This window comes from Actinacidiphila sp. bgisy144, assembly GCF_057708105.1.
This window is the reverse complement of record NZ_JBYIRM010000062.1, coordinates 1-13,879: the sequence shown is the minus strand read 5'-3', so window position 1 is coordinate 13,879 and position 13,879 is coordinate 1. Positions and strand designations below refer to the sequence as shown.

Sequence of the window (13,879 nt, the reverse complement as noted above, 5' to 3'; positions counted from 1 at the left end):
ATCCGCATCCGCGCTCTGGGGCAGCTCGACCTCGGCATAGACCGTGTCCCCGGCCTGCCACACCTGCCGCAGCCCCTGGAACACCGGCCCATACTGATAACCCCGCCGAGCCAGCCTCTCGTAGGCATCGTCGACCGGAACCGCCACCGCACCCGCCGGGGGCCACACGGACAGCCGATCCGGGACAGGCTCACCGTCAGCCGGGGCCAGCAGACCGACGGCGTGCCGCACCCATTCGCCCTCCCCCTCGCGAGAGGAGACCGTCACCGATCGCCGGCCACTGCCGCCGTCACTGTCGCCGACACGGACCTGCAACTGCATCCCACCAGCACCCGGCAGGACCAGCGGCTCCTGGAGCGTCAACTCCTCCAGCACACCGCACCCGGCAAGGTCGCCGGCATGGACCGCCAGGTCCACGAACGCGGTGCCGGGCAGCAGGACGGTGCCGTGGACCGCGTGGTCGGCCAGCCACGGCATCGCAGCCAGCGACAACCGACCCGTCAACACCAACCCATCACCATCAGACAGCCACACCGCAGCTGCCAACAACGGGTGCTTCGCGGCCTGGACCCCCGCCGACGGCAGATTCCCCGCTCCGGCGACCGGCTTCGGCCAGTAGCGCTGACGCTGGAACGCATACGTCGGCAAAGCCACCCTCCGGGCCCCACCCTCCCCACCGTTCACGGCAGCCCAGTCCACATCGGTGCCAGCAACGTAGGCGCCGGCCAGCGCGAGCAGCGCAGCCTCAGGCTCGTCGTGGTCGGCGCGCAGCACCGGGACCCAGGTCCCGGTGTCCGGGACGGCCATCGCCGACAGCGAGCCCACCGGGCCCAGCTCGGCGAAGACCCCGGCGCCCTGGGCGCGCAGCGACTCGATCGCGTCGTGGTAACGGACTGTGTCCCGCACGTGCGCGACCCAGTAGGCCGGGTTGGTCACATCCGCGCCCGGGGTCCCCGTCACCAGCGGTACCCGGGGCGCGCTGAACGCCACCCCGTCGAGGACCCGCCCGAACTCCTCCAGCATCGGGTCCATCTGCGGCGAGTGGAACGCGTGACTGACCCGCAGCCGGCGGGCCCGCCCGCCGGCCTCTCGCCAGGCCCGGGACAGCTCGTCGACCGCAGGCGCGTCGCCGGAAATCACCGTCTGCCGCGGACCGTTCACCGCCGCAACTGCCACGTCGGCACGTCCCGCGACCAGCTCCGCGACCTGCTCGCGCGAGGCGTCCATCGCAGCCATCGCCCCGCCCGCGGGCAGCTGCTGCATCAGCCGGCCCCGTGCCTCCACCACCGCGCACGCGTCGGCCAGGTCCCACACCCCGGCCACATGCGCGGCTGCCAGCTCGCCGACTGAATGCCCCGCTACCCACTGCGGCACCACACCCCACGACGACCACAACCGGAACAGGGCCACCTGCACCGCGAACAGGCCCGTCTGCGCGTACAACGTCTGGTCCAAGGTCTCTCCGCCAGCCGCGATCACCTCCCGCAGCGGGCGGGGCAGCAGCCCGTCCATATGGGCGCACACCTCGTCGAACGCGTCCGCGAACACCGGGTACGCCGCCCGCAGCCCCAGACCCATCCCGCCCCGCTGACTGCCCTGCCCCGAGAACACCATCGCGACCCGGCCGTCGCCGGCGGTCCCGGTCACCACACCGGGCTCTTCTCGCCTCACGGCAGCCGCAGACAGGGCCTCCAGCAACTGGCCACGGTCCCGGCCGACGACCGCAAGTCGTTGGGGGAACGCCGTGGTCCGCGTCATCGCCAGGGAGAACGCCACATCCCTGGCCACGACCTCCGGGCGAGCGTCGACGAACTCCGCCAACCGACCCGCCTGTGCAGCCAACGCCGCATCGGACCGTGCCGACATCACCCACGCCACCGGACCACCGGACTCCGGCCCGCGCCCCGGCCCCGGCTCCGGCTCCGGCTCCGAGACGGGCCCCTCCCCCTCCAGGGCCTGTCCGTCGTCGGCAGATACGTCCAGGACAGGGGCCTGCTGCGCGGGCTGTTCGAGGATGAGGTGGACGTTGGTGCCGCTGATCCCGAAGGCCGACACACCCGCACGTCGCGGACCAGAACCCGCCGGCCACTCGCGAGGCGCGGTCAGTAGCTCGACTGCTCCGGCCGACCAGTCGACGTGGGAGGACGGGGCGTCGACGTGCAGGGTCTGCGGCAGTATTCCGTGGCTCATCGCCTGCACCATCTTGATCACACCCGCGACACCGGCAGCCGCCTGGGTGTGACCGATGTTCGACTTCACCGACCCCAGCAACAACGGCCGGCCCTCCGGCCGACCCTGCCCATACGTCGCCAGCAGCGCCTGCGCCTCGATCGGATCACCCAACGCAGTGCCGGTGCCGTGCGCCTCCACCACGTCAACGTCACCGGCCTTCAAGCCCGCACTGGCCAACGCGGCCCGGATCACCCGCTGCTGGGAGGGACCGTTCGGCGCCGACAGACCATTACTGGCCCCGTCCTGGTTGATCGCGCTACCGGCTACCACCGCCAGCACCCGGTGCCCGCGCGCGCGAGCGTCCGACAACCGCTCCAGCACCACGACGCCAACGCCCTCACCCCACCCGGTGCCATCAGCCGCCTCCGCGAACGGCTTACACCGCCCATCGCTGGCCAACCCCCGCTGCCGCGCGAACTCCGCGAACGTCCCAGGCGAAGCCATCACCGTGACCCCGCCGGCCAACGCGATCCCACACTCCCCCGACCGCAGCGCCTGCGCGGCCAGGTGAATCGCCGTCAGCGACGACGAACACGCCGTATCGATCGAAACCGCGGGCCCCTGCAACCCCAACGCATACGCCACCCGACCCGACGCCACACTCGCCGTCGTCCCCGTCAGCCCGTAACCGCCCGCACCGTCCTGCTCCCCGACGCGGTAGCCGGAGGTGATGATGCCGGCGTAGACGCCTGTGTCGGTCCCCTTCAGCGAACCCGGGGCTATACCCGCGTCCTCCAACGCCTCCCAGCACGTCTCCAGCAGCACCCGCTGCTGCGGATCCATCCCCAACGCCTCACGCGGACTGATCCCGAAGAACTCCGCGTCGAAATCACCCGCACCATCAAGGAACCCACCCACCCGGGCGTAACCCGCAGCCCCGTCACCGGCATCCGGGTCCGGCAGGCCGGCCACGTCCCAGCCGCGGTTCGCCGGGAACCCCGACATCGCATCGGTCCCTCCCGCAACCAACCGCCAGAAGCCCTCCGGATCCTCCACCCCACCCGGGAACCGACAACCCATCCCCACAATCGCCACCGGCTCATCCGTGCCGGCCCGCGGCGTCGACACAGCGCTCTCCCCAACGACCCCGTCAGCCCTGTCAGCCCCGTCGACCCCGCACGCCTCGGCGACCAGGTGCCGGGCGAGTTCCAGTGGGACGGGGTAGTCGAAGGCCAGGGTTGCGGGAAGGCTCAGGCCGGTCTCGGCCGCGAGCCGGTTGCGGAGCTCCAGCGCGGTCAGCGAGTCGATGCCCATCTCGCGGAAGGCCCGCTGGGGATCGATGTCCTCGGGTCGGGCATGGCCCAGGACAACCGCCGCGGCGGCCCGAACAATCTGCAGGACTTCCTGCTCACGCTCGACGGGAGAGAGCACGGCCAACCGGGCCGCCAAGCCAATGGCACCCGCGTCCGCGGCCACGGCTGCCGCCGGGCGGCCGGATACATCACCAGCAGCCAAGCCACGCAGCAGCGGGGGTATCGGTCGTCCCGGGCGTGATTGTCCCGTCAGGTCCAGGCGGGTCGGGACCGCCAACGGCGCACCCCACGCGGTAGCGGCCTCGAACAGCGCCAGACCCTCCACTGTCGTCATCGGCTGAACACCGCCACGGCGCAAACGAGACCGCCCCGCACCCTCCAACTGTTCGGTCATCTCCGAGGTCTGTTCCCACAGGCCCCACGCCAGCGACTGGCCGGCCAGCTGCCGATCCCGGCGATAGACGGCCAGGGCGTCCAGGAACGCGTTCGCCGCGGCGTAGCTGCCTTGTCCCGCGCTGCCCATGACCGCCGCGGCTGAGGAGTACAGCACGAACCCGGCCAGGCCCATGTCCTCGGTCAGCTCGTGCAGGTTCCAGGCCGCGTCAGCCTTCGCCGACAGCACCGGCGCCATCCGCTGCGGCGTCAACGACTCCACGGTGGCGTCGTCGATCACACCGGCTGCGTGCACCACCGCCGTCAACGGACGCTCCACCGCGATCTTGGCCAAGACCGAGGCGAGGGCATCCCGGTCGCCGGCATCACCGGCCACCACCCGCACGCCCGCGCCCAGCTCAGCCAACTCCGCAACCAGACCAGCCACCCCCGGCGCCGCAGGACCCCGCCGCGACAACAACACCACATGCCGCATACCACGCACGGTGACCAGGTGCCGAGCCAACTCCCCGCCCAACGTCCCCGTGCCACCGGTGACCAGGACGGTGCCCTGCGGGTCCCAGGCGGCGGGGACGTTCAGCACGACCTTGCCCACATGCCGGGCGGCCTGCAGATGCCGCAATGCCCCGACCGCCTGCGACAGCTCGAAACACGTCACCGGCGGCGGAGTCAGCGTCCCCGCCTCGAACATCACCCCGAGCTCAGCGAGCATCTCCGCGATCCGCGGCACACCGGCATCCATCAGGTCGAAGGCCTGGTAGACCACTCCCGGGTATGCCTGGGCGACCTGCTCGGCATCACGGATATCGGTCTTGCCCATCTCGACGAACCGACCACCACGCGGCAGCAACCGCAGCGAGGCATCCGTGAACTCCCCCGCCAGAGCATTGACGACCACATCCATACCCGCACCACCGGTCACGGCCAAGAACCGCTCACCAAACGCCAGATCCCGCGTCGACGCGATGTGGTTCTCCTCGATGCCCATCGCCCGCAACGCCGCCTGCTTCGCCGGACTCGCCGTCGCGAAGACCTCCAAACCCCATTCCTGAGCCAACTGCACCGCAGCCGTTCCCACACCGCCGGTCCCGGCATGGATCAACACCCGCTGACCCGGGCGGGCCTGGGCCAAGTCCCGCAACGCATAAAACGCCGTCAAGAACCCCACCGGCGCCGCAGCAGCCTGCTGGAACGACCAACCCCGCGGCACCGCAGTCACCAGGCGGCTGTCGACGACCCCGACCGGGCCCCACCCTGGCACCAAACCCATCACCGACTGACCCACCGCCAGGCCGGTGACTCCCGGACCGGTCCCCAGCACGACCCCAGCCCCCTCCCCTCCCATGACTCGACCGTCGGCAACCATTCCCAGGCCGGCCACCACATCGCGGAAGTTCACACCCGCCGCCCGCAAACCCACCCGGACCTGCCCCGGCAACAACGCCACACCTGCTTCGGGAGCATCGACCACCGCCGCACTGCCCAGATCACCCGGCTCCGCCACTTCCACCCGCCAGCCCGAACCAGCGGGAAGCGCCAGGTCCCCGGACGCACCCACCCGGACCAGCCGACGCCCGAACACCGCCACGGTCCCGCCGTCAGCAGTAGCAGGGCGGATGCGGACCTCGGGCTCATCAGCACCCAGCACCGCAGCCAGCACGGTGTCCACGTCGGCATCGTTGGCAGGGTCCAGGTCAGCTGCCGGGTCGACGTCGACCAGCAGCACACGCCCCGGATGCTCCGACTGCGCCGAACGCACCAAACCGACTACCGCCGCGCCCGCCAGGTCCTGTCCGATAGCCACGCCCTGGGTCCAGACCACCAACCGCGCATTGTCCGTCTCGGGATCGGCCAGCCACTCCTGCACCCAACCCAACACCGTCGCAGCAGCCTGGTGGGCCGCCTGCGGCGCCGACATCCCCGACGGGGCAGCCGGCACCACCGCCACCACCACCGGAGCCACCTCGGCCCCACCGTGCCGCACCCACTGCACCGCATCCGCCGAAGCCTGCGCCGACAGCGGAACCCAGTCCACCGTGAACAGCGACTGCCGCACCTGCCGACCAGTACCGGTGAGCTGACCAGCCGACGCCTCCCGCAGCACCAACGACCGCGCCGCCAGCACCGGCTGACCGACACCGTCAAACGCCGCCACCGAGACCCCGCCCGACCCGGGCGCCAGCACCACCCGCAGGTGGCGGGCACCGGCGGCCAGCAGCCGCACACCCGACCACACAAACGGCAACCCCGTCCCACCACTGCCATCACTGGCGGCCAGGAGACCGTGCAGAGCGGCATCAAGCAGAGCAGGATGCAGACCGAACTCAGCCGCATCGGAGTCGATGACCGGAGGCAGTTCGACTTCGGCGTAGACGGTGTCCCCGGCCCGCCATGCCTGGCGCAGGCCCTGGAACGCCGGACCGTAGGCGTAACCGCGCCGGGCGAACTTCTCGTAGGCGTCGTCGATCGGAACCGCCACCGCACCCGCCGGAGGCCAGACACCCAGCGGGGCGGGGACCGGCTCACTGCCGGCCGGCGTCAGCACACCAACGGCATGCCGCACCCACTCGCCCTCCCCCTCACGAGAGGAGACCGTGACCGTTCGCGGACCATCGCCGTCACCGACACGGACCTGCAACTGCACGCCACCGGAAGCGGGAAGGACCAGCGGCTCCTGGAGCGTCAACTCCTCCAGGACACTGCACCCGGCCAGGTCCCCGGCGTGGACGGCCAGGTCCACGAACGCCGTCCCCGGCAACAGCACCGTGCCGTGGACCGCGTGGTCGGCCAGCCACGGCATCGCAGCCAGCGACAACCGACCCGTCAACACCAGCCCATCACCCTCGGCCAGCCACACCGCAGCCGCCAACAACGCATGCCCGGAACGCTGCTGACCAGCCGACGAAGCATCCTCACGACCGGCCACCGGCTTCGGCCAATAGTGCTGCCGCTGAAACGCATACGTCGGCAAAGCCACCCTCCGGGCCCCACCCTCCCCACCGTTAACGGCAGCCCAGTCCACCTCCACGCCCGCCGACCAGGCGCCCGCCAGTGCGGTCAGCCACCGGTCCCGGCCGCCATCACCACGCTGCAAACTGGCCGCCGCGACCAGACCCTCACCCGCCTGCGCAACCGCCATACCCAACACCGGATGCGGACTGACCTCCACAAACACCCGATGCCCCTCAGCCGCCAGCGCGGCAACAACCTCACCGAACCGCACCGGCTCCCGCAAATTCCGATACCAATACCCCCCATTCAGTTGGGCGGTATCCACCACCCGCGCCTCAAGCGTCGAATAGAACGGCACCGGACTACTCACCGGGGACAGTCCCGCCAGATCCTCGCCCAACCGGTCCTCGACCGCCTCGACATGCGACGTATGCGAGGCGTAGTCGACCGCGATCCGTCGCGCCCCGCGCTCCGCAAACGCCTCGACGAACTCCGCACACGCATGGGCGGCGCCGGCGACCACGACCTGGCGGGGAGCGTTGACCGCCGCGATCGACAAGTCCCCTTCCCAGCGGGCAATCCACTCCCCCACCTCGGCCAGGCCGGCCGGCACCGACACCATCCCGCCCGTGCCCGCCAGATGCCCGGCCAACGCCCGACTACGCAACGCCACCACCCGCGCGCCGTCCTCCCACGACAACCCACCCGCCACACACGCCGCCGCGATCTCCCCCTGACTGTGACCCGCCACCGCCACCGGCTCCACCCCAGCTGCCCGCCACAACGCGGCCAAACTCACCATCACCGCCCACGACGCCGGCTGCACCACCTCCACCCGCGACAACAACCCCTCATCCCCCAACACCTCACGCAACCGCCAACCCGTCAACGGCTCCAACACCCGCTCACACCGCTCCATCGCCGCCGCAAACACCGGCTCCTCCTCCCACAACCGCACCCCCATCCCCACCCACTGCGCACCCTGCCCCGCAAACACAAACACCGGCCGCGACACAGAAGCCGCACTCCCAGACACCACCCCGCTCACCACACCAGGCCCCACCTGCCCCGCAGCAACCGCAGACAAGCCCTCCACCAACTCGCCACGGTCACCACCCACCACCGCAAGCCGGTGCGCGAACCCCGTCGTCCGCGTCACCGCCAACGACAACGCCACATCCCCGACCCCCACCCCCGGACGCGCCGCCACAAACTCCGCCAACCGACCCGCCTGCGCCACCAACGCCGCATCAGACCGCGCCGACACCACCCACACCACCGCACCTGCCCCCAGGTCCTCCTCCCGCTCGCCCTGCTGGTCCTGAGCGGCGGCACTCGGGCCAGAGACATCCTGGGCAGGAACGTCCACAGCAGGACTGTCCTGGGCAGGGGTGTCCTCGGGGACCTGTTCTAGGATGAGGTGGACGTTGGTGCCGCTGATCCCGAAGGCCGAAACACCCGCCCGCCGCGGACCAGAGTCCGCCGGCCACTCACGCGGCGCCGTCAGTAGCTCCACCGCTCCGGCCGACCAGTCGACGTGTGAGGACGGGGCGTCGACGTGCAGGGTCTGCGGAAGCATCCCGTGCCGCATCGCCTGCACCATCTTGATCACACCCGCCACACCCGCAGCCGCCTGCGTGTGACCGATGTTCGACTTCACCGACCCCAGCAACAACGGCCGCGCCGGATCACGATCCTGCCCATAAGTGGCCAGCAGTGCCTGCGCCTCGATCGGATCACCCAACGCAGTGCCAGTGCCATGCGCCTCCACCACATCCACATCACCCGGCTGCAACCCCGCACTCGCCAACGCCGCCCGAATCACCCGCTGCTGCGAGGGACCGTTCGGCGCCGACAGACCATTACTGGCCCCGTCCTGGTTGATCGCGCTACCGGCTACCACCGCCAGCACCCGGTGCCCGCGCGCGCGAGCAACCGACAACCGCTCCAGGACCAGCACACCGACACCCTCACCCCACCCGGTGCCGTCAGCCGCCTCCGCAAACGGCTTACACCTCCCATCAGCAGCCAACCCCCGCTGCCGCGCAAACTCAGCGAACGTCCCAGGCGAAGCCATCACCGTGACACCACCGGCCAACGCGATCCCACACTCACCGGACCGCAGCGCCTGCGCCGCCAGGTGAATCGCCGTCAACGACGACGAACACGCCGTATCAATCGAAACCGCCGGCCCCTGCAACCCCAACGCATACGCCACCCGACCCGACGCCACACTCGCCGTCGTCCCCGTCAGGCCAAAACCACCCGCACCGTCCTGCTCCCCGGCCCGGTATCTCGAGGCGATGATGCCGGCGTAGACGCCTGCGTCGGTCCCTTTCAACGAAGCCGGGGCAATCCCCGCGTCTTCCAGCGCCTCCCAGCACGTCTCCAAGAGCAGTCGCTGCTGGGGGTCCATCCCCAACGCCTCGCGCGGACTGATCCCGAAGAACTCCGCATCGAAATCACCCGCACCATCAAGGAACCCACCCACCCGGGCATAACCCGCACCCCCGTCACCGGCATCCGGGTAAGGCAGGCCGGCCACGTCCCAGCCACGGTTCACCGGGAACCCCGACATCGCATCAGAGCCCCCCGCAACCAACCGCCAGAAACCCTCCGGATCCTCCACCCCACCCGGGAACCGACAACCCATCCCCACGATCGCAATTGGTTCCCGCGACGCAGAAACAAGGTCACTACTATACTGCCTTAGCCGTTCAGTCTCTTTCAGAGATACGCGCAGCGCTTCAAGGAGCTCATCAGCAGATATACTCATCACGACCCCATTCATTCAGTATGGCTACGCGTCATCTTTTCCCCTGCCAAACGCCATACGTACGAGGCCTTCGGCATCCATAGAATCGATCATCTCGGCTTTGGTGCTCTGCCGTGGCGCGAGAGCGTCATCAGGAAAATCAGCGAGCTTGAGCAATGCCTCCATGAGGCCTGCGTCACGGAACCGAGACATAGGAACGGATGCCAATACTTTCCTGAGCGCAGCTTCAGTGGGCTCTGTCTGCCCATCGGCATCGGGGCAAATTTCTTCTCGCAGGTGCCGGGCGAGTTCGGCCGGGGTCGGCTGGTCGAAGGCCAGGGTGGCGGGAAGGCTCAGGCCGGTCTCGGCCGCGAGCCGGTTGCGGAGCTCCAGCGCGGTCAGTGAGTCGATGCCCATGTCACGGAACGCCCGCTCGGAATCGATCTCAGCCGGGCTGGCATGACCCAACACAACAGCGGTGGCAGCCTGAACGGCCTGCAGGACTTCCCGATCCCGGTCCGCCGGACTGAGCCCGGCCAGCCGCTCGGCCAGCCCACCGCCGGCCGCAGCCAGTGCAGCAGTGGGGCGAGCGGGCGCTCCGACCGCCAAACCGCTCAGTAGCGGGAGTATCGGTCGTCCCGGGCGTGATTGTCCCGTCAGGTCCAGGCGGGTCGGGACCGCCAACGGCACGCCCCACGCGGTAGCGGCCTCGAACAACGCCAGGCCCTGCTCCGTCGGCATCGGCTCGATGCCGCCGCGGCGCAGACGGGACAGGCCCGCGCCCTCCAGCTGTTCGGTCATCTCCGAGGTCTGTTCCCACAGGCCCCAGGCCAGCGACTGGCCGGCAAGGTGACGTTCCCGGCGATAGACCGCCAGGGCATCCAGGAACGCGTTGGCGGCCGCGTAGCTGCCTTGTCCCGCACTGCCCATGACCGCCGCGGCCGAGGAGTACAGCACGAACCCGGCCAAGCCCGCGTCCTCGGTCAGCTCGTGCAGGTTCCAGGCCGCGTCGACCTTCGCCGACAGCACCGGCAGCATCCGCTGCGGTGTCAACGACTCCACGGTGGCGTCATCGATCACCCCCGCGGCGTGCACCACCGCCGTCAACGGCCGGTCGACTGCGATCTTGGCCAGGACCGTGGCGAGGGCGTCACGGTCGGCGGCATCACCGGCCACCACCCGCACCTCCGCACCCAGCTCAGCCAGCTCCGCGACCAGACGCGCCGCGCCCTGTGCGGCCGGGCCGCGTCGCGACAGCAATACCAGATGCCGCATACCGCGGACGGTGACCAGGTGCCGGGCCAGTTCCCCGCCCAGGGTCCCCGTGCCGCCGGTGACCAGGACGGTGCCCTGCGGGTCCCACTCGGCGGGGACGTTCAGCACGAGCTTGCCGATGTGCCGGGCAGCCTGCAGATACCGCAATGCCGCGACCGCCTGCGACAGCTCGAAGCACGTCACCGGCGGCGGCTTCAATATCCCGGCCTCGAACATCACCCCGAGCTCAGCGAGCATCTCCCCGACCCGCGGCACACCGGCATCCATCAGATCGAAGGCCCGATAGATCACCCCGGGGTATGCCTGGGCGACCTGCTCGGGGTTGCGGATATCGGTCTTGCCCATCTCGACGAACCGCCCACCACGCGGCAACAACCGCAGCGAGGCATCCGTGAACTCCCCCGCCAGAGCATTGACGACCACGTCCATGCCGGCGCCACCGGTCACGGCCAAGAACCGCTCACAGAACGCCAGATCGCGTGTCGAGGCGATGTGGCTCTCATCGATGCCCATCGCCCGCAACGCCGCCTGCTTCGCCGGACTCGCGGTGGCGAAGACCTCCAAACCCCATTCCTGAGCCAGCTGCACCGCAGCCGTGCCCACCCCGCCGGTCCCGGCATGGATCAGCACCCGTTCCCCCGGACGGACCTGGGCCAGATCCCGCAGTGCATAAAACGCGGTCATGAATCCCACCGGCACGGATGCGGCCTCCTGGAACGACCACCCCCGCGGCACCGCAGCAAGCAGTCGACTGTCGACGACCCCGACCCGACCCCATCCCGGCACCAGGCCCATCACCGACTGACCGACCGCCAGGTCCATGACTCCGGGGCCGGTCTCCAGGATCACCCCAGCGCCTTCCCCTCCCATGACCCGGCCGTCGGCAACCATTCCCAGGCCAGCGACCACATCGTGGAAGTTCACGCCCGCCGCCCGCAAACCCACCCGGACCTGACCCGGCAACAACACCGCCCCCGCCTCGGGAGCATCGACCACCGCCGCACTGCCCAGATCACCCGGCTCGGCGACATCGACTCGCCAGCCCGAGCCAGCGGGAAGCGCCAGATCCCCGGACGCACCCGCCCGGACCAGCCGACGCCCGAACACCGCCACAGTCCCATCCCCGGAACTGATGCGGACCTCGGGTTCATCAGCGCCCAAGGCCAGGGCCAGTACGGTGTCCACGTCAACGTCCCGGGTCGGGTCCAGGTCGGCCGCCGGGTCGACGTCGACCAGCAGCACACGCCCCGGGTGCTCGGACTGCGCCGAACGCACCAAACCCACCACCGCCGCGCCCGCCAGGTCCTGCCCGATAGCTGCGCCCTGGGTCCAGACCACCAACCGCGCATTGTCCGTCTCGGAATCGGCCAGCCACTCCTGCACCCAACCCAACACCGTCGCAGCAGCCTGGTGGGCCGCCTGCGGCGCCGACATCCCCGACGGGGCAGCCGGCACCACCGCCACCACCACCGAAGCCACCTCGGCCCCACCGTGCCGCACCCACTGCACCGCATCCGCCGAAGCCTGCACCGGCAGCGGAACCCAGTCCACCGTGAACAGCGACTGCCGCACCTGCCGACCGGTACCGGTGAGCTGACCAGCCGACGCCTCACGCAGCACCAACGACCGCGCCGCCAGCACCGGCTGACCGACACCGTCAAACGCCGTCACCGAGACCCCACCCGACCCACGGGCCAGCACCACCCGCAACTGACGCGCACCGCCCGCCAGCAGCCGCACCCCCGACCACACAAACGGCAACCCCGTCCCACCACCATTGCCCTTGTCAGTGCTGGCAGTGATGAGGGCATGCAGGGCAGCGTCGAGGAGGGCAGGATGCAGGCCAAACCCGGAGGCATCAGCTTCGACAACCTCCGGCAGCTCGACCTCGGCGTAAATGGTGTCCCCGGCACGCCATGCCTGGCGCAGGCCCTGGAACGCCGGACCGTAGGCGTAACCGCGCCGGGCCAACCTGTCGTAGGCGTCGTCGACCGGAACCGCCACAGCACCCGCCGGCGGCCACACGGACAGCCGATCCGGGACAGGCTCACCGTCAGCCGGGGCCAACACACCGACGGCGTTCCGCACCCATTCGCCCTCTCCCTCGCGAGAGGAGACCGTTACGGTTCGCCGGCCGCTGCCGCCGTCACTGTCGCCGACGTGGACCTGGACCTGCACTCCACCGGAGGAGGGAAGGACCAGGGGCTCCTGGAGCGTCAACTCCTCCAGGACACCACACCCGGCCAGATCAGCCGCATGCATCGCCAGGTCCACGAACGCCGTCCCCGGCAACAGGACGGTGCCGTGGACCGCGTGGTCGGCCAGCCACGGCATCGCGGCCAGCGACAACCGACCCGTCAACACCAACCCATCGCCCTCGGCCAGCCACACCGCAGCCGCCAACAACGGGTGCTTGGCTGCCTGCACACCCGCGGACGGCAGATTCCCCGCCCCCACGGCGGCCTTCGGCCAGTAGTGCTGCCGCTGGAACGCATACGTCGGCAGCCCAACCTTCACCGCCCGACCCTCATCGCCGGTCACCGTAGCCCAGTCCACGTCGACGCCTGCGGTCCAGGCGCTCGCCAGTGCAGTCAGCCACCGGTCCCGGCCGCCATCACCACGCTGCAAACTGCCCGCCACCACCAGACCCTCACCCGCCTGCGCGACCGCCATACCCAACACCGGATGCGGACTGACCTCCACAAACACCCGATGCCCCTCAGCCACCAACCCGGCAACAACCTCACCAAACCGCACCGGCTCCCGCAAATTCCGATACCAATACCCGCCATCCAGCTGGGCGGTATCCACCACCCGCCCCTCAAGCGTCGAATAAAACGGCACCGCGCCACTGACCGGAGACAGTCCCGCCAGATCCTCAGCCAGACACTCCCTCACCGCCTCGACATGCGCGGTGTGGGAGGCATAATCCACCGCGATCCGCCGCGCCCCACGCTCCGCAAACACCTCAACGAACTCCGCACACGCCTGCGCGGCACCGGCCACCACCACCTGCCGG

At 70.1% G+C, this 13,879-nt stretch carries 2 protein-coding genes; both read right to left on the bottom strand.

Features of this window, described 5'->3' with window-relative positions:
* A partial coding sequence (locus AC3EVP_RS36260) for an SDR family NAD(P)-dependent oxidoreductase (protein WP_435137875.1) occupies window positions 1-9,621 on the bottom strand: 9,621 nt, incomplete at its 3' end.
* A 9-nt stretch (window positions 9,622-9,630) separates the two neighbouring features.
* Window positions 9,631-13,866, bottom strand: coding sequence for an SDR family NAD(P)-dependent oxidoreductase (locus AC3EVP_RS36255; RefSeq protein ID WP_435137872.1), 4,236 nt, complete (start codon window positions 13,864-13,866; stop codon window positions 9,631-9,633).
* Between the last annotated feature and the right edge of the window lie 13 nt (window positions 13,867-13,879).